Origin of the sequence: Neorhizobium sp. P12A, from assembly GCF_008365395.1 — a bacterium.
Lineage (GTDB): Bacteria > Pseudomonadota > Alphaproteobacteria > Rhizobiales > Rhizobiaceae > Rhizobium.
The window spans coordinates 1-18,432 of the sequence record NZ_QOVX01000023.1 but is presented as its reverse complement, the minus strand read 5'-3'; the positions used below and the strand labels follow the sequence as shown (position 1 = coordinate 18,432).

The 18,432-nt window shown below is 58.9% G+C and carries 14 protein-coding genes, 1 tRNA gene and 1 pseudogene; 10 read left to right on the top strand and 6 right to left on the bottom strand.

Annotated features, from left to right (window positions below; all coding sequences use genetic code 11):
• The first annotated feature begins 606 nt into the window (after positions 1-606).
• Both DTW90_RS31925 and DTW90_RS31920 read left to right on the top strand, forming a co-directional pair.
• Positions 607-1,722: an efflux RND transporter periplasmic adaptor subunit gene (locus DTW90_RS31925; RefSeq protein ID WP_246665134.1), complete on the top strand. Its 1,116-nt coding sequence runs from the start codon at positions 607-609 to the stop codon at positions 1,720-1,722.
• Positions 1,719-4,895, top strand: a complete 3,177-nt coding sequence (locus DTW90_RS31920; protein ID WP_149343631.1) for a multidrug efflux RND transporter permease subunit — start codon at positions 1,719-1,721, stop codon at positions 4,893-4,895. Before DTW90_RS31925 ends, DTW90_RS31920 begins: the two co-directional genes overlap by 4 nt.
• Positions 4,896-5,045: 150 nt before the next feature.
• Here the strand turns inward: DTW90_RS31920 and DTW90_RS31915 are convergent, their stop codons facing one another.
• Together DTW90_RS31915 and DTW90_RS31910 are read right to left on the bottom strand one after the other, a co-directional pair.
• A complete protein-coding gene (locus DTW90_RS31915; protein ID WP_149343629.1) occupies positions 5,046-5,588 on the bottom strand; it encodes a hypothetical protein in 543 nt (180 codons plus the stop codon).
• A gap of 75 nt (positions 5,589-5,663) precedes the next feature.
• Complete coding sequence (locus tag DTW90_RS31910) at positions 5,664-6,524, bottom strand: MBL fold metallo-hydrolase (protein WP_188080120.1); 861 nt, start codon at positions 6,522-6,524, stop codon at positions 5,664-5,666.
• 181 nt (positions 6,525-6,705) lie between these two features.
• On the opposite strand from DTW90_RS31910, the gene DTW90_RS31905 reads away from it, so the two are divergent.
• From DTW90_RS31905 to DTW90_RS31870, 8 genes and pseudogenes are all read left to right on the top strand, one after another.
• Entirely contained in the window at positions 6,706-7,335 is a 630-nt protein-coding gene (locus DTW90_RS31905) for a TetR/AcrR family transcriptional regulator (RefSeq protein WP_149343627.1), read from the top strand.
• Positions 7,336-7,463: 128 nt separating this feature from the next.
• Positions 7,464-7,697: pseudogene (locus DTW90_RS31900) on the top strand (sensor domain-containing diguanylate cyclase); the annotation flags it as partial.
• 349 nt (positions 7,698-8,046) lie between these two features.
• On the top strand, positions 8,047-9,051 hold the full coding sequence (locus tag DTW90_RS31895) for an ABC transporter ATP-binding protein (RefSeq protein WP_149343623.1): 1,005 nt from the start codon (positions 8,047-8,049) through the stop codon (positions 9,049-9,051).
• Positions 9,048-10,094: an ABC transporter ATP-binding protein gene (locus tag DTW90_RS31890; RefSeq protein ID WP_149343621.1), complete on the top strand. Its 1,047-nt coding sequence runs from the start codon at positions 9,048-9,050 to the stop codon at positions 10,092-10,094. The genes DTW90_RS31895 and DTW90_RS31890 overlap by 4 nt, the downstream gene beginning before the upstream one ends.
• A gap of 16 nt (positions 10,095-10,110) precedes the next feature.
• Positions 10,111-11,046 (top strand): ABC transporter permease, encoded by a 936-nt coding sequence (locus tag DTW90_RS31885; protein WP_246665133.1) that lies wholly within the window; start codon positions 10,111-10,113, stop codon positions 11,044-11,046.
• Entirely contained in the window at positions 11,043-11,912 is an 870-nt protein-coding gene (locus DTW90_RS31880) for an ABC transporter permease (RefSeq protein WP_149343618.1), read from the top strand. The genes DTW90_RS31885 and DTW90_RS31880 overlap by 4 nt, the downstream gene beginning before the upstream one ends.
• A gap of 224 nt (positions 11,913-12,136) precedes the next feature.
• The gene (locus DTW90_RS31875; protein ID WP_149343616.1) at positions 12,137-13,708 is read left to right on the top strand and encodes an ABC transporter substrate-binding protein; all 1,572 of its coding nucleotides are present in this window, start codon (positions 12,137-12,139) and stop codon (positions 13,706-13,708) included.
• 108 nt (positions 13,709-13,816) lie between these two features.
• Entirely contained in the window at positions 13,817-15,082 is a 1,266-nt protein-coding gene (locus DTW90_RS31870; protein WP_149343614.1) for an alkaline phosphatase family protein, read from the top strand.
• Positions 15,083-16,338: 1,256 nt separating this feature from the next.
• Here DTW90_RS31870 and DTW90_RS37390 read toward each other — a convergent pair.
• The 4 genes from DTW90_RS37390 to DTW90_RS31850 all read right to left on the bottom strand — a co-directional run bounded on the left by DTW90_RS37390 (position 16,339) and on the right by DTW90_RS31850 (position 18,174).
• Positions 16,339-17,016 carry a hypothetical protein gene (locus DTW90_RS37390; protein WP_188080119.1) on the bottom strand — a complete coding sequence of 226 codons (678 nt, stop codon included), beginning with the start codon at positions 17,014-17,016 and terminating at the stop codon, positions 16,339-16,341.
• 18 nt (positions 17,017-17,034) lie between these two features.
• Positions 17,035-17,400, bottom strand: coding sequence for a type II toxin-antitoxin system RelE/ParE family toxin (locus tag DTW90_RS31860; protein ID WP_149343611.1), 366 nt, complete (start codon positions 17,398-17,400; stop codon positions 17,035-17,037).
• Positions 17,401-17,402: 2 nt separating this feature from the next.
• On the bottom strand, positions 17,403-17,654 hold the full coding sequence (locus DTW90_RS31855) for a transcriptional regulator (RefSeq protein WP_132527978.1): 252 nt from the start codon (positions 17,652-17,654) through the stop codon (positions 17,403-17,405).
• Positions 17,655-18,097: 443 nt separating this feature from the next.
• A tRNA-Met gene (locus DTW90_RS31850) sits at positions 18,098-18,174 on the bottom strand.
• Positions 18,175-18,432: the final 258 nt, after the last annotated feature.

The following is an 18,432-nucleotide window of genomic DNA, read 5'->3' as shown; positions in this document are numbered from 1 at the left end:
TTTGCAGCAAGAGTGGCGAGGACAGCATTGTCGAACAACTGTTGCCCAGCTGAGCTTAAGATCGCACACCACAAAAACCAGCCGGTTGAAAATCTTCGACGACATCAACTGAAAGTAAATACGGTAGAGGCGGATTGAGTGTTCCTAGGAGACGCTGGTCGACAGGAGATGGAGGACACCATCTTCCAGCACCTGGTTGAAATTATTGACGACCCATCTCACCTCCTTCTCCTGGCCCCCAAAGCCAAACCGGGAAAATCTTTGGGGAATCCAACGAGATACGCGCATAACCGAGAAGCTTTTTTGCCCGAACAAGGGCAGGAAACGACAGGCGGCGCTTTCTCCGAAACGGCCGTCCAGGCCGCTTCCAAACTGCCCCACATCCGATCCACATCTGCAAAGCTCGTGCTCCAACAACAGGACCATCGCTGACGGCTTGCCGATTTCAACGACTAGCAGTAGTATTTGAATATATACTAATTTTCCGCGTCAGACTGCTTCCATACGTGTCGACTTGAGAAATATCTCGGTTCAGGTGGAGACTGGTCGATGAAAGTGCGACGTCGAATTCGATCGGTATGCCTCATAATATTATCGGCCACGTTGATGTCCGCACCGAAGAGCGCCACAGCAGAGGCCGGGCCTTCCGTGGGCGTCTTCAACGTTCCGGTCCAAGATGTTTCGCCGACGCATGAATTCGTCGGTCGCGTGGAGGCGGTCAATTCCGTCGATATCCGTTCACGGATCGAAGGCTTTCTGGACGAACGTCTTTTTGACGAAGGTCAACTGGTCAAGAAGAATCAGGATCTTTTCCTGATCGACAAACGATCACTCGAGATATCGTTGGCGGACGCCAAGGCAGCGCTTGCGAGCGCCCAAGCGACCTTGGACGACGCCCAACGCCGCGTTGCTCGAAATCAGTCGCTGACGGGCCAGACCGTACCGCGCGCGACGCTGGAAGAAAGCCAAGCGGCGGTTGAGACCGGACAGGCAAACCTGTTGTCGGCACAAACACGCGTTGACCAGGCCGAGCTCAATCTCAGCTACACCCGAATAACCTCGCCGATCGACGGCCGCATCGGGGCGGCGGAACTGTCTGTGGGAAGCTTCGTCAGCGGCAGTTCGACGGCGCTTGCACGGGTCGTCGAAATGGATCCGATCCGCGTGGTATTCTCCGTGAGCGACCGATCCATCCTTGAATTGCGCGCGGCGGCCGGTGATATCGGCAAGGAGGAGCTCACCAGCCGCTATCGGCCCACGCTGCGGCTCTCGAACGGCCAGCCGTACAAGCAGCCGGGAAAAATCGAATTCTTCGGCAATGAAATCGACCCGGCGACGGGAACGCTTCCGATTCGAACGCTGTTTCCCAATCCGGATGCCCTTCTTATTCCAGGCCAGTTCGTCACCGTCCTCATATCGGAGGCGGAAAAGACACTGCGCCCGGTTGTGCCGTTGGGGGCAGTGCAGCAGGATCGTGAAGGCAAGTTCGTCCTGTTGGTCAACGAGAAGAATGCCGTCGAGCTGCGACGAATAAAGGTCTCCCAGCAGGTCGGCGGCAATTGGGCGGTGGACGATGGCCTGAAAGGCGGTGAAAAACTGATAGTCGAGGGCTTTCAGAACGTCTCTGAAGGCGTGGTCGTCAATCCCGTTGACGTCTCTCCAACCGATAGCAGCGTGCTTTCGCTCGCGCCCACCGCATCGCAATCAGGCTCAGCGCAATGAACATATCGGCGCACTTCATTGCCAGGCCGAGATTCGCGATGGTCATCGCAATCGTGATGATGATCGCGGGCGGGGTCTCACTCCTCCTGATCCCAGTCGCGCAGTTTCCGCAGATCACGCCGCCTGAAGTGCAGGTGACGGCGAGCTATCCCGGGGCGAATGCAAGCGTCATGACCGACAGTGTGGCGGCACCGATCGAGGATCAGGTGAACGGCGTCGACAACATGCTCTACATGTCGTCATCGAGTACCAATAACGGCACCTATAGCCTGACGGTGACATTCGCGGCGGGCACGGATCCGGACATTGCACAGGTCAACGTGCAAAACCGCGTGGCGCTGGCATCGCCGCGACTACCCGCCGCCGTCACCCAGACAGGTGTCTCGGTCAGAACTCGTTCGTCCAGCATGCTGCTCGGCTTTGCGATTTATTCGCCGAAAGGCACCAAGGACGACGTCTTCATCAGCAATTACGCGATGATCAACATAAGGGACGCGATCGCGCGTCTGCCGGGCGTTGGCGAGGCGAGCGTGTTTGGTCCGGCCTACAGCATGCGTATCTGGATGAACCCCGATCGCATGCAGGCTCTCGGCGTCACTGCCTCGGACCTCACCGCCGCCATCCAGGCCCAGAACGCGCAGGCGTCGGCCGGTCAACTGGGCTCTCCCCCGTCGCCCGCCGGCCAGCAGCTGCAGTTGACGGTCATGGCGCGCGGAAGGCTTGCTGATGCAACGGAGTTCGGCGACATCATCATCCGCACCAACAAGGATGGAGCGATCGTTCATCTCCGTGATGTCGCACGTGTCGAACTAGGCGCGGAATCCTACGATACGACGTCGACCCTGAACGGCAAGCCCAGCGCGACGGTCGTCGTTTATCAATCGGCCGATGCCAATGCGCTGGCCGTATCGAACGCCGTTCTTGGCGAACTGGAGACCTTGTCGAAACAGTTTCCCGATGATGTCGCATATACGGTCGTCTTCGATACGACCGCTTTCGTTCGACAAACGATCCATGAGATTTTCGTCACGCTTGCGATCACCTTCGCGCTCGTCGTGGCCGTTGTGTTTTTATTCCTGCAGGACTGGCGTGCGACGATTATCCCGACGCTGACGATACCCGTTTCCCTGGTCGGTGGCTTCGCCGTGCTCTACCTCATGGGCTATTCGGCGAATACGATCACACTTTTCGCCATGATACTCGCAATCAGCCTGGTTGTTGATGATGCGATCATCGTGGTGGAAAACGTGCAGCGCATCATGAGCGAGGCCGGTGTCGACGTGCGCGAGGCGACGTTGCGCACCATGAGCCAGGTCACGGGGCCGATCGTCGCTACGACCTTGGTGCTGGCCGCCCTCTTCGTACCAGTCGCCTTCCTCGCCGGCATAACCGGTGAACTTTACCGGCAGTTCGCGGTCACCATTCTGATCACCATCACCTTCTCGACGATCAATGCGCTGACGCTCAGTCCAGCGCTCTGCGTCCTGATCCTACGGCCGGCGCAGGCGGGCCGGTCGCGAATTTTCGAGAAGATAAACGCGGGGCTCGATGCATCGAGACGGTTTTACCTGCGTTTGCTGGCGGTATTCGCCCGCAGGATTGCCCTAAGCCTGCTCGTTCTTGCCGTGATCGTGGTCGGCATCTTCGGCTTCTATCGCATTCTGCCCGTGGGCTTTGTGCCATCGGAGGACCAGGGCTATCTGTTCATGAATGTGCAATTGCCGGATTCCGCGTCCCTCGAGCGCACGCAGCAGACGATCGCGACAGTCACCTCCGTGCTTCAGCGGACGCCGGGCGTTGCCAATACCATCGCCATCGCCGGAACGAGCATGATCGGTGGTGGCGGCTCGAATTCTGCAATGGTTATCTCGGCGCTGAAGCCGTGGAGCGAGCGCGGCTCGGACCAGAGCGTCTTTGCGATCATGAACCGGCTGCGTGGGGAGTTCAGCAGGATTTCTACCGCGTCGATCGTGCCCTTCAATCCGCCAGCGATACCCGGTCTCGGCACGACCGGCGGCTTCGACTTCCGCCTCCAGGCTCGTGCCGGGCAAAGCCAGGAAGAACTCGCCGAAGTAATGCGCGGCTTGATCATCGCGGCCAATCAGACGAAGCGACTGACAGGTGTCTTCAGCACGTTTTCGGCAGACGCGCCGCAGATCTATCTCGACATCGATCGCCGCCGTGCCGAGCTTTTCGGCGTTTCTCCGGCGACGATCTTCAGCGCGCTGCAAGCGCATCACGGATCGGCCTATGTCGATGACTTCAACATATTCTCGCGTGTTTACCAGGTTCGCATTCAGGATGAACCGAATTTCCGGACGCGCATCGAAGACATCCAGCGGCTGAGGGTGCGAAGCCAGTCGGGCGACCTGGTTCCGCTGCAGGGAATGGTCTCCATCTCGACCATCTACGGGCCGAACTCGGTCAACCGCTACAATCTTTTCCCCTCCGCCGCAATCAACGGGCAGGCTGCGCCAGGAGCGAGCACCGGGGACGCCCTCGACGCCATGGAAACGCTTGCCGCCGAAAAGCTGCCGCCAGGCTTCGGATTTCAATGGACGGGACTGGCTCTTCAGGAAAAGCAAGCTGGCGGACAGACCATCATCATCCTGATCATGGGGATCATTTTCACCTATCTGTTCCTCGTTGCCCAATATGAAAGCTGGAGTGTCCCGCTGGCGGTGATGATGTCTGTAACCGTCGCAGTTCTCGGAGCCTTGGCCGGCCTTGCGATCGGCGGCATCGATCTTAACATCTACGCGCAGATCGGCCTGCTGCTGCTGATCGGGCTGGCAGCAAAGAACGCCATCCTCATCGTGGAATTCGCCAAGGAGCGCCGGGAAGAAGGCTTCAGCGTCATGGAAGCGGCAACCGAGGGAACGTCGCAGCGCTTCAGGCCGGTATTGATGACGGCAATGGCATCCATATTGGGCGTGGTGCCACTGGTGGTGGCGACCGGTGCGGGAGCAGGCAGCCGCCAGGCAATCGGCGTAACCGTCCTTGGCGGACTGTTGCTCGGAACGATCGTGGGCCTTCTCATCATTCCGCTGCTTTATATCTTCGTTCAGACAGTGAGGGAGATCGTCAAGCTGAGACTGTTCGGGGCCGCGCACCCGCAGCCGAACACCGGAACCACCGCGGCACCCCCTTCGGACAAGGGGATGCTCGGGTGAAACGACGCCGGATTTCGACCGCATTTCGAACCCCGGAGCCACCGGGCGGCGGCCTCTTTGACACTCCTCAATGAGATTTCGAGTTCGCTTGATATCTTCAGCCAAGCTCACATAGTTCGTGAGTGACCGAACACCGCACAAAAGGGCGTGTTATCCTTGCTGAGCGTCCCTAGATACGGGGGTCGGCGGCACTGGGAGGATGATTTCGGAGGCGACCTTCCAGTCCTTCGCGATCTTCTTCCAATTGATGATCATCAGGAAGGGTTTTGGGGTCCCGTCCTGTCCAGCATAGGACACGGTAATATTCATTGGAGCGTAGGACTCGGCGATATCCGGAGTCAGCCCGACGACCTTGAGTTTGGACAGATCGGGTGTCAGCACGACAGGGCCGGAGGCCGCAATGTCATGCAGTTTCTGATCGATCGCATCGTTGCCCCAGAAGCCTGCCCAGTTGCCTTCGGATGGTATGGCGCTCTTTGCGACCAGAAGAGCGGAAGGCGACTGCCAAAACATCGTGTGCAGGCCCTTGATGTCGTGCTTGTTCGCCAGTTCCATGAGCTTGCTGAAGCGTGCTTCGATCGTGTCGATGGTGCGGGCGTCCAGTGGGCCCTGGTTGGTTGCCGAAGCGACGGTCGCGAAGCCTGCAAAGACGGTTGCCAGAGTGAAGGTGGCAGCAAGGAGCATTTTCTGCATTGGATATCCTCTGTTAAAATTGATGTGCCTGCAGGATGACGGCCGCCGGCTAAGACGACCGTCCCGTCTCCGGCCTCAAGCCTGCTTCTTGGCGATGTTTGCGGCTCCCCAAAGCGAGCCGACGTTGACCCGATTGGGATAGAGCTGCAGCATTGCGTCATAGAGTTCGCGGGCGGTCTTTGTTGCCTCGTTCAAGCGATTGAAGTCGCGGATATATTGCCGCGTCTCATTGATGATGCATGGATCGTCAGGATTTTCCGGCACCTTGTGCCCTGCGATAACCGTGCGGGGAGCAAGGGCTTCGAGCCGATCCAGCGCCGAAATCCATTCGACCCGGCTTTCCGTCGTGGTTTCGCCGAGATAGAGGTGAATGCCGTTATAGACGACGTCACCGCCGACGATCAGCCCCGCCGACGGAACATAGAGGCATGTCGACACGGCCGTATCGGTCCGCCCGGCGTTCATTGCCACAAGCTTGTGCCCTTCCAGCTCCAGTTCATTGTTGTCCAGCGGTTCGGCCGCAAGCAGCCGGTCGGGGATCTGACCTGGAAACAGCCTGCGCCAGAAGTTCTCGACCGAGGCCGGCGACAGATGCTCGTGCATGGCCTCGACCACGGCTGGCGTTGCGACGGCCCTGGCATTCGGAAAGCGTTCGAGGAGTGGCGCCAGTCCAAAGAAGTGATCGCCATGCCCGTGAGTGATGTAGATGGCCGTCAGATTTTTGCCAGTAGCGGCCACCCAATCCGACAGCGTCTGTGTCTGTTCGGTAGTAAGGAAGGTGTCGACCAGGATGGCGTCGCGTTCGCCGTAGATCAGCGTTGATGAGTTCGCCACCCACATCAGCTCTTCGTGGCCGGGCGGCACATCGCGGCTGAGACCTGACCGTTTGATGTTGAGTGTGCTCCAGGAAAGTCCATCATCTAAGGCTGAGGTCATGTTTTTCTCCATAGTTTGAGAAGGATGGATTATCGGGTCGAATGGTGCGGACCCGGCTGCGTAGTTATGCGTCGGGCAGGGTGAGATGATCCGCGGCAAAAGGCATTTCTTGACACCGGCTTACGGGGTGCTAATAATCACAAGGTGACCGGTCGGAATTAATTAGTCAAGGATGTATTGAATGAAATCTTCGTCAACTGGCCGAAGGGGTCCAAAACCGAAGCTTGGGACGCGCGACAATCTCGTTCAGGCGGGATTGCGGATGTTTCACACCGACGGATATGCCGCAACCGGTGTTCAGGGCATTGCCGAGAGTGTCGGCGTCCCAAAGGGATCGTTCTACAATCACTTCGCCAGCAAAGAGGTTTTCGGCGCCGAAGTCCTCGACGCCTATTTTGATCGCAATGAGGACAAGCTGCGCAGCATGCTTTGCGATGCGTCAATTGCCCCACTCGCCCGTTTGGCCGGTTATTTTGACGACAGGATCGAGGCATTCAGGGCGGCTGGCTTCGTGAGAGGGTGTCTGCTCGGAAATATCAGCGCCGAGGTCGCCGACCACAGCGTCCTCATGCGCGAGCGGCTTGCGATGCATTTTGGATCGTGGACGCGGTTTTTCGAGCACTGTATCGCACAGGCACAGGATGAAGGAGCGATCAGTCGTGGCCTGCCAGCGGCGCTTCTGGCCCGCTTTGTGTTGAACAGTTGGGAGGGCGCATTGCTGCGCATGCGGGCTGAAAAGAGCGATGAGCCTCTTCTCGACTTCAAGACGACTATATTCGATCTTGTCCTGAAACAGCGCGCCGATCTCTGATCCGAAAATCAATCCAGCCCGACCTCGTATGTGCCAGGAACCCATATGGGCCAGCGGCGCACGGGACGGGGTGCGACCATTCGCTCGGACGTCGCACACACTCTCGCATGGCCGACGGAAAGGCGCAGATTGGTCAGCGCGGACGCATGCTGAGGGCGGGCTCGATCATTTTCAACGACAGGCGCTCGACGATTGACAGCGCGGTCAAGAGCTGGGGGAGCGACAGAGCGGGGCTTTCGATCCCAGTCACGACGGGAATACCCACCGAGTTCTTACTCGCCATTCCGGGAGACGGCTTCCAGACCAGATGCAAGATTATTGCCCAGGATCGTCAGAATCTTGAAGTCGCCTTTGCGGCCTAATCGGCGGATTCATCGGGCTTCCGAACGGATCGAGATCAATACGCTTCTCGCGATACGACCTGCGTTTTTACGGCGTGGCAGCAAGTCGCCCGATGATTTTCTGGCTGACCTTTAACGCGTTTCCGAGGCGCTTCCTTCGAGAAGCCCGACATTGGCAAATCAAATTCGCAAATGGTCTATTTCATCCCAAGGGCGCAGTTTTTTAGTTTTGTCACTAAACGGTTAAGTCCTCTCGATAGGGAGTTCTGATCGAAGCGTTTCGATGAACGTCCGCGTGTTTTCCCACAGATGCGCATCAATCAGAACTCATGCGAAAACTCTCCTTTTCGCAGCAACAGGGAGCGTCGAGATGCTCACTGGTATAACACTCGAGAAACTGACCGTCTCATTCGGCAATACGAGGGTTCTTCACGGTATCGATCTGACGATCGCGCCCGGAGAGACCGTCGGTCTTGTCGGTGAATCGGGATCGGGTAAATCCGTGACCTGGCTTGCAGCGCTAGGCCTCCTCCCCTCCAAGGCGAAAGTGACCGGGCGTGTGCTGGTCGATGGCCGCAATCTTCTCGACATGTCCGATTCTGCGCTTGCGGGAATTCGCGGCCGGCGGATTGCCATGATCTTTCAGGACCCCGCCAGTGCCCTCAACCCGATGCTGACGATCAAACGGCAGATCGGCGAAGCGCTTGCGCTACATCGCGGTGTTTCAGGTGCCGCGATCAAGGCCGAGGCAAAGCGACTGCTCGATCTCGTCGGCATACCCGACGCCGAACGGCGGTTGAATGCCTATCCGCATGAATTCTCCGGTGGCCAGAACCAGCGTGTGATGATCGCCATGGCACTGGCCGGGAAGCCGGACCTGCTGGTCGCGGACGAGCCGACGACCGCTCTGGACGTCACCATCCAGGCGCAGATTCTCGATCTTCTGGCCCTGACGCAACGCGAAACCGGCATGGCGCTCGTGCTCATCAGCCACGATCTCGGCGTGGTCTCGCAGATCTGTGACCGCGTCGCCGTCATGTATGCCGGCCGCATCGTCGAGGAGGCGTCGGTCAATGACCTTTTCGACCAACCCGCCCATCCCTACAGCCGCGGCCTGATCGGCTCCCTGCCCGTCATCGACGGTCCTCGCCAGCGGCTGGCGGCGATCGGCGGAACGGTGCCCGATGCCAAACGCTTGCCGGCCGGCTGCTCCTTCGCGCCGCGCTGTTCCCTCGCCGAAGCAAAATGCCACGAACAGATTCCGCCGCTTGCCGGCATTGGTCATGATCACAACGTCGCCTGCCTGGTGAACACCGCGCAACTCCCGGGGAAAGTCCGTCATTCCCTTCCAAGCGAGCATCGGGTAGACGCATGAGTTCAGTGCTTCTTCGCGCGCAGAACATTGCACGCAGCTATGCGGTGCATCGCAGCCCCTGGGCGAAGTCGTCCATCATTCAGGCCGTGTCGGATGTCACGCTTTCGGTCGGCCGCGCCGAAACGCTCGGCATCGTCGGCGAATCCGGCTCTGGCAAGTCGACGACCGGTCGGCTTCTCCTCGGCCTCGAGCCGGTGACGGGTGGTTCGGTCGCGTTCGATGACAAGCCACTTCCAACCATCGGATCGTCCGACTGGAAAAGGCTGCGGACCCGCATGCAGATGATCTACCAGGATCCTCTCGCGGCCCTGGACCGGCGCCTGCCGATTTCGATACAGATGCGCGAGCCGCTGGAGATACACCGGATCGGCAGCCCGAGAGAGCGGGAAGCCCGGGTCGGCGACCTGCTGCGTGCGGTCGGCCTTTCCGAGGAGGTTGCCCGCCGCTATCCGCACGAACTTTCCGGAGGTCAGCGCCAGCGCGCGGTGTTGGCGCGGGCGCTGACAACGAAGCCGGATCTGCTGATCTGTGACGAGCCGGTATCGGCGCTCGACGTCTCGATCCAGGCTCAGGTCGTCAATCTTCTTTCCGACCTGCAACGCGAACTCGGTTTGTCGATCATTTTCATTAGCCATGATCTGCGCGTCGTCCGACAGATCAGCCATCGGATTGCGGTCATGTATCTTGGCCGAATAGTGGAAGAAGGCGATGCAGACGATCTCTTTGCTCATCCCTCCCATCCCTATACCCGCGCCCTGGTCTCCGCCGCCCCGGTTCCCGGCAAGAAGCTCGCGGGACGCATCATGCTGAAGGGCGAACCGCCCAGTCCCGCCAACCGGCCAACCGGCTGCGCCTTCCACCCGCGCTGCGCCTTTGCCATCGATCGCTGCAGGAGCGAGATGCCGCCGCTTGCCGATGTCGGCCCAAGCCGGAAGGCTGCCTGTCATCTCGCCGGCGCATTGCCGGCCGCTTCGGATGCGTCCTCAAAGGCAGTGGGCGGATCGATCGGCTCTCCCGTTTCGCTCAGCGAACAGATTTCCTGACATGATGATATCTAGCTTGAAAGCAATAGGGTTCCGGGCGATCCGCTCTCTCATCACCCTCTTCCTCTGCGTCACCCTGGTCTTTATCGTCCTGCGCGCTGCCGGCGATCCATCCGAGGAGCTGCTGCCGCCGGAAACACCACCGGATGTCCGGCAGGAATATCGTGTGCAATGGGGTCTCGATCAGCCGATCACCGTCCAGTATCTCAATTTCCTCGGCCGTGTGGTGCATGGCGATCTCGGCAAATCCTTCTCCGACGATTCCTCTGCGACCGACACCGTCATGGCGGCGATGCCGAAAACGCTCCTTCTCGGCGGCACGGCCCTGCTGCTTGCATCGATCATCGGCCTGTCCCTTGGCGTTGCGGCTGCGCTGAGGCGGGGGACGACGGTTGATCGCTCCCTGATGGCGGCGGCCGTGCTCGGCTATTCGATGCCGGTCTTCTTCCTCGGGATCTTGATGATCCTGATCTTTGCACTTCAGCTGCGCGTCTTGCCGTCCTCGGGCTCGTCCAGCCCGTTCCATCTCATCCTGCCGACGATCACGCTCGCATTGCCGCTTGCCGGCCGGATCGCTCGCTTCGCCCGGACAGCAACCCTCGAGGTCATGGGTAAGCAGTTCATCCGGACGGCCCGCGCAAAGGGACTGCGGCAATTGCCGGTCATCCTCCGGCATGCGCTGCCGAACGCCATGGTGCCGTTGCTGATGTTTTTCGGCGTCGAGATCGGCCTTATCCTGTCCGGAACTGTTGTGGTGGAGACCATCTTTGCCTGGCCGGGCCTCGGGCGCCTGCTGGTCGATTCCGTCACCATGCGGGATCTGCCCGTGGTGCAGGCCGTCATTCTGATGATCACCCTGATCATCGTTCTTTCCAATTTCTTCGTCGATATCCTGCATGCGCTGATGGACCCGAAAGTCAGTCTTGCCCGAACGCTTGGAGGCGCCGGATGAGCACGACCGAACAGTTGCAGCGCCGCCGCCAGATCGGCGGGATGCCTCCGGTCATTCTCGTCTGCCTCGGCTGGCTGGCGGCCGTGATCCTGGTTGCGATCTTCGCCGGGATCCTTGCTCCTTATCATTACACGACCCAGGATCTCGCAGTTCGCTTTCGGCCGCCTGTCTTCCTTGGCGGGCGCGTCGATCACCTGCTGGGAACCGATCATCTCGGTCGCGATGTCCTGAGCCGATTGATCTACGCATTGCGCACCTCGATCCTCATCGCCGCCGTCGGAACCCTGCTCGGCGCGACGATCGGCACCTCTATCGGGCTTCTTGCCGGTCGGTTCCGCGGCATCATCGATGTCGCGGCAATGATGCTGACCGACGTGCAGACCGCCCTGCCCTCGCTCTTCATCGCCATCGCGTTCCTCGCCTTCTTCGGCAACGATATCATCCTCTTCATCGTGCTCGTCAGCCTTGAAGGATGGGAACGTTATGCGCGCCTGGCGCGCGGCCTGGCGCTCTCCGAGCAGTCGGCAGACTATATTCGTGCTGTCGAGGCGTTTGGCGCCGGAACGGGACGCATCGTCTTCCGTCATTTGCTGCCGAATATCGCCGCCTCGCTAATCGTCCAGGCCACGCTCAATTTTCCGGGTACTATTCTGCTGGAGACCTCGCTCTCCTTTCTCGGCCTGGGTGTTCAGCCGCCCGGAACCTCGCTCGGCCTGATGCTCGGCGAGGGCCGCCGCTACCTGTTGAACGCGTGGTGGATCGCGGTGCTCCCCGGCCTGATCATCTTTCTCACGACGCTTGCCATGAGCCTGTTCGGCGACTGGCTGCGTGACCAGCTCGATCCGACCATCGACAAGGACGATTGAACAGACCCGACGCGGCTTCGGCCGACCCGTTCATGCGAGCAAAAAATCCGGCTCCGAGGCAACCTTTACTCCCGGTTGCCATAGCTGGGCAGATGCCGCAACCGACTGAAAAATAGTCATTTAAAGTTCACTTTCAGGTCACCGCACTGTCACCTCGACTGCCTATCAGGGGCCCTCCCACCGGATCTTCGGTCGAAGATTATCCAGAAAATTCGGAGCACTCCATGTATACGATCAACCGTCGTCAGCTGCTTCAGGGGGCCGCTGTCGCCCCCTTCGTTCTCAACGTTCCCTTCGCCTTCGCCGCTGGCGACAGCCGGCCGAATTTCACCGTGGCCGTTGCCGCCCTGCCGGCAACGCTCGAGCCGGCGCGCGAGCTTTCAAACGTTGGAACACGTGTCACCTATTCGATCTTCGACACGCTGATACGCCGCGATTTCCTGGGCTCGCCGGATGGCGGCGGTTCCGAGCTGAAACCGCATCTTGCCACAGCCTGGGAGCGCAAGAGCCCGTCCGAACTGATCGTCACGCTTCGCCAGGGCGTCAGGTTCCACAATGGCGACGAGCTGACCGCCGACGACGTCGCCTACACCTTCCGGGATGGCCGTCTTCGCGGCGACAAGGCCCAGATCCCGGGCGGCAAGCCCTATTTCGGCATTCTCTCCAATGTCGAGGCCGTCGACAAATACACCGTCCGCTTCACGACCAGCGTGCCGGACGTGCTGCTCGAGCAGCGTCTTGCGTCCTGGTGCGCCTGGATCGTCAACAAGCGCGCCTATGAGGAAATGGGCTTTGAAGCTTATTCCCGCGCGCCGGTCGCGACCGGCCCCTACAAGGTCATTTCGCATAACCAGAACGATGCAACCGTTCTCGAGGCATTCGACGATTACTTCCTCGCCAAGCCGACGGCGAAGCGCGTCACCTTCCGCGCCATTCCGGAGCTCGCGGCGCGCGTCGCCGGCCTGGTCTCGGGTGAATTCGACCTGATCACCAACGTTCCTCCGGATCAGGAAGCCGTTGTTGGCGGTTATCCGGATATCGACGTCCGCTCCGTCGTGCTCGCCAACGCGCATGTGCTCGTCTTCGATACGCGTGACCCGGTGCTGGCGGACAAGCGTGTGCGTCAGGCGCTCTCCGCCGCCATCGACCGGCAGAAGCTCGTTGACACGCTCTGGCAGGGCGAGGCAAAGGTTCCGGCAAGCCACAACTATCCGGAATATGGCCAGATGTATATCGAGGGCCGCAAGCTGCCTTACGATCCGGAAAAGTCGAAGGCGCTGCTGAAGGAGGCCGGCTATACCGGCCAGAAGATCGTCTATCGCACCCAGGCAGACTACTACACAAATGCTCTCGAAGCCGCCCAGATCCTCGTCGAGATGTGGAAGGCCGTTGGCATCAATGCCGAGCTGCAGGTCGTGGAGACCTCGGCCCAGATGCGCGGCAAGGCGGTATCGCAGATCTCCAACTGGTCGAACTCAACGCGTCTGCCCGATCCTCTCGGCGCCCTCTGGGTTGCCTGGGGTCCGACGGGCGAAATCCAGGCGGCTGGTGTCTGGGACGCAGCCTCGGCCAAGGAATTCAACCAGGATGGCAAGGCGCTGGAAGCCGAAACCGATCCGGCCAAGCGCAAGGCGCTATTCGTGAAGATGCTCGACCAGTGGGAAGAGGAAGTGCCGGGCACGATCCTCTACCAGCCGTCCGAGGCCTATGCCATCAAGAAGTCCATCGCCTGGCGTCCAACCACCTTCTACTTCATGGATCTGCGGCCGGACAATCTTCGCTTCTCCCAGGCCTGATCGCTGATCGGCCCGGTCAATCCCTGAAGAAATCGGTCGCCGGGATGAAAACACATGCCGGCGACGTTTCAGCATCCTTTGACATGCAAGACATGATTGGAGTTCCCCATGCGCCACCCCATGGTCGTCATCGTTATCTGTGACGGTAATCGTCCGGATTTCATTTCGGACGCGACGACGCCAGAGATGGCGGCGCTGAAGCGGACGGGAACCTGGTTTGACAACCATCGCGGCATCTTCCCATCTGCGACCAGGGCTTCCTCGGCAGCCATTGCAACCGGCAGCTATCCGCTTCATCACGGTCTGCGCGGCAATTCGGTCGGTCTTCCCATTCCCGGCGGACACGAGTTCCACGATGCCGGCAAACCGGAATTCTACGATACCTACCGTCGCCACTTCGGCAGGATGCTGACGCGACCGGCGCTTGCCGAACGCGTCGCCGGACTGAACGGCGCCATCATATCGGCGAATGTCTCCCCGGGGGCGGCATTCTTCCACGACAGCTATGGACATGGCCATATGTTCCATCGGGAGCTTTGCTACGGTCCCGGCCGAATCCCGACCGGCGAACAGATCACCTCGCCTTCCGGCGCCGAGGGCGACGCGATCATGACCGAGCGCTTCCTGACCGCGCTCGATGGTATGCGTCCCTCCACCGCAACGCTTTGGCTTTCCGAGCCCGACAAGTCCATGCACGCGGCTCCCCTCGGCAGCGACATCCATCTGGACGCATTGCGCGGAGCAGACCTGCTCGTCGGGCGCGTTGCGCAGGCGGTTGAGCGGCTTCGCGACGACGGCCATGACGTGCTTTTCATGGTCGGTTCCGACCATGGGCATGAGGCGGTAACGGAGGTTATTCCCGTTGAACGGCGGCTTTTCCAGGCCGGCTTCAAGAAGGAGCTCGAAAGCCCTGAAGTCATCGTGACGCCCCAGGGCGGCTCGGCATTCATCCATTTCGGTGGTGACGCTCTGGCGCGGCGTGACGAAGCGGCCCACTGGCTGAGGGAGCAGCCCTGGGTTCGAGAGGTTTTCATGGGCGAGTATCTCGCAAGCCTCGGTCAGATTCCCTCAGACGACATTCTCGCAATCGACATGGCAAAGACCGAGGGTACCAATATCAACGGCGTTCCGGGCCTGTCGGCCATGGCGGTCCGCTTTTCCGAAACCGAAGACGATATCCGCCAACACTGCGGCGTGCATGGCGGACGCGGAGCGTTCGAGACCCGACCGGTCCTGATGGCGACCGGCCGGGGATTTTCCGGAGGTCGCACGGTTACCGACACTACCTCGATCGTGGATATCGCGCCGACCGCCATGGCCCATCTTGGCCTTGCGATTGAACAGGTGGATGGGAGGGCGCTGCAGGGGCGCTGAGATTGCACATAATGTTTCGCGGTGGCGCCGCCGCTGACGCCGGCATGGTTGACCCTGCGCTTGTACAATCGATGATCTGCGAAAAGCCATCCTCGCTCGTCTCGCCGGCGGTAAACGTAATGCCTTTCGTCAACGGCTGTTGAGCATTTCGGGGATATTGTAGCGAAAGACCGCCATTTCCACGCGATTTCAGATGACACACCGCTCTATAATATTCGCTGCGCGCAGGAGTTCGGGCACGATATTGGGGTCATTCATGGACAATCATTGGCAGGATTCGCGAAATTCTGCGAGAGGCAGATGCCTTTATGATTGCTCTGACTGAACCTGTCATCGCGAGAATCAACCAAGGGACGGCTGGACAAACGTTTCTCTCGCTTATTGCTGCCGCTCGGCCGCAGTCTGCTCCGGCGTGTACGGATCGGTAGTCTCGTCGAAGCGTGTCCAATCCTGCTCGGCATAGCTGGCCCGACGCGCGGCGATATCGACACGGGGCGATTCACTGAGGATTGCTTCGGCGGGTGCGACGCGGCTTTAGTCCACCCCCGTGAAAAAGATAGCGTATAGGATGAAAACGGGCGCTGTCCTCAGCATTCGTCGCCAGGGCCCTTGGTTCAAACGTGTCGAACACAATGATCGAAGGCGCTATCAAGAGACTTGAGGGCGCGTCGCTTAAGATAGGCCCGTTGCTTGCAAGTGTTGGAGCAGTAAAGAGCGTTGGGGCCAATCGGTCTGAAAATCTTCAGGCAAAAGGGGCATTGTTGATCGCGAAGTGAGCTTTCGAGGCTCGATATGCCACAGCGCCGCAGGTAGGCCTTTTGTCTGCATGTATTCGAGCAATAATGAGCGGTATTGCGCATAGGGGTGAAGGCCTTGCCGCATAACTTGCAACGGAATGTGGTGTGCGTGCGGATACGATGTTGCAATCTCTGGATTGTGTTGCGGCGCACCTTGCATTTCCGGCTGCAGACGTAGACTGCAGGAACAATGTACCACCGATATGCACTAACCAGTCTTCCGCAAATCTGGCACGGTAAAGGTTCGCGCCAATCGTCGCCTTCGCAGGGATTGCAGGACGAGCAGAAGAAAACATTCTGTCGTCGGTACGAGAATATCTGGGCCAGCGGGACCGCCGAGTGGATTCAGCAAGGCTATCTCGGGATCGACCAGAGAGCCGCCTATTTCCAGGTTGCTTATGCCTCGGCTGCTGCGATGGTTATGCGGACGCTCGATGTACTGACGCAGTCAAATCCAAACTACTCGAAGGGATACCCGCACATTTTGACGTTTTCCGTGTTAGGGCGATCGTCCTCATGCCCTTGGATTATGAACTTTCTGTGCTTGAGAAACACGTTCGCCAACATGGTGGATAGCAGCGTTTTGAAAACTGACGTGTAGGTCGTATCGGCATAACCGACATAGGGTTTCCAATCGAGCAGACCTTGGTGGAACTGCTGAATCATCGCGTCCGTCAGATTGTTGATATAGACGACGAAGAATTGGCCGCGATGCTCGAAATCGACATCTCGCGCGAACACCACTGCATTCGACATGGCTTCGAGAAGGAACGGCTGTTGTCCATAGCCGCCTATGTAGTCACCGGCTAAAACCGAATGATTACCATCTTTGCTGAAGAGTGGAATGAGATAACGAAATACCGCTAGTCCATACCAGCTTCGCTCGATCGCGCGGCTATCAAAGACGAGCGCCATCTCCCTCCGTTTGTGATCGGGAACAAGGGCCGTTTTCAAATCGTCGTATCGAATACCCTTTCCCGCAAGAGCCTCTTCGACCGAATGGCGAAGCCACTGTATTTCGCGAAGCATCCGCTCCGGGGATAACTTGACTTGATCGCGCACTACCTCAAGCAGGATATTGCCGCGTGCGTTAAGAGTATGAAGAGGTTTGGTTTCATTAAGGGGTTCGTCCACCATTTCTATCACCCGCTGGCCTTAGCTTTGATCGCCGTCCTCATCCTTGGAATGCAAAGCGTGCAGGTCTTCCCTCAACCGAACCGGCAAATCCATCTTCTCATGCAAGATGCTCATGATACCGAGATCGCCGTTGTCCAGTTCGCGGAAGAAAACGTAGTGATGTTCATATCGGCTGAAAAAGGCCTTCCTCGTCACATCGGAAGGCACCGCCAACTTCTGAGGAAGTTTCCGCCAGACTAGGCGGCTTTTGCAAAGACGCTCAAGGTGAGAATGCAGGCCACGGATATAGGTATCAGCTTGTCCTTCGCCCCATCTATCGGACGTATCACGCCAAATCCTGTCCTGTGCGGCGTCCGCACGAGGATAAAAGCGATATCCCGCCATGGTTAAAGGCGCTTGTTACGGCGAATAACGTCTTCGGCAGAGACCGCGATGAATTCGCTGTCTTTAGCCTGCATTGCGGGCGCCAGTTCTTTTTGCAAGGCTTCCCACGCCTCGTCCCGCGTTTGCAAGTCGCGGCGGATCAAGGCGCGAATATACTCGCTGGCATTTTCGTATAGCCCATCATCGCCAATTTGCTGCTGGATATGATCCTGCAATGCACCACTGACTTTGACGTGAATGCTACCCGAAGCCATGCGTTTATCCTTTCGTTCTCTTTTAAGTATGGGTATGGTAGCAAATATTGTCAATATTCTCCACAAAACTCCGTATTTCGAATGAATCCGCGGTCATCTACATCTACCGGCGAATAAAGCCGGCCACCGACAAGCTGTCAGTGACCGGCAAGAGCGAGGGCGTGGTCCCTTGTGCTGGCCCGCCAAGCGGGCTGACGAATTGACAAGCAATTCGTGACGACACCCGTTCGGGTGTCTAGACGTGGACCATTCCCGCGAGGATTTCATGGCTTACCATCACCGCCCCTGTTCACTTTGTTACTTCGCTATGGGAGCAGGGAATCACAGGAGCAAGGGAGCCGTCAAATCGCGGCCCGGTTTTGTGCTAGCGTTGTGCTAAGCCTAAAAACGACTTCGGCCTCCACTTGGGAGGCCGATAAAGTCTTGATAGTCTTTCAAATTTTTGGTTGCGGGGGCAGGATTTGAACCTGCGGCCTTCAGGTTATGAGCCTGACGAGCTACCGGGCTGCTCCACCCCGCGACACGCGAGCCGCAAAGCGGCTCGTCGTGAACCGATGGACCGCTTTAGCGGTCTGTCGGCTCGACCGGGTCGAATGCTTGCATTCGATCCCGTAGGACGTCTCCGTATTTCGCCCTTACAGAGAATCTACGGTCTAAAAGCAAAAAGGCCGCTTTTAAGCGGCCCTTTGATCGGCTTTGGGCCGTTTTCGCTCAGAGAAGATTATTTGTTTTCGCATGCAGCTTTCGAAGCCTTACGGCTTCGGCGCATGCGTTTGTT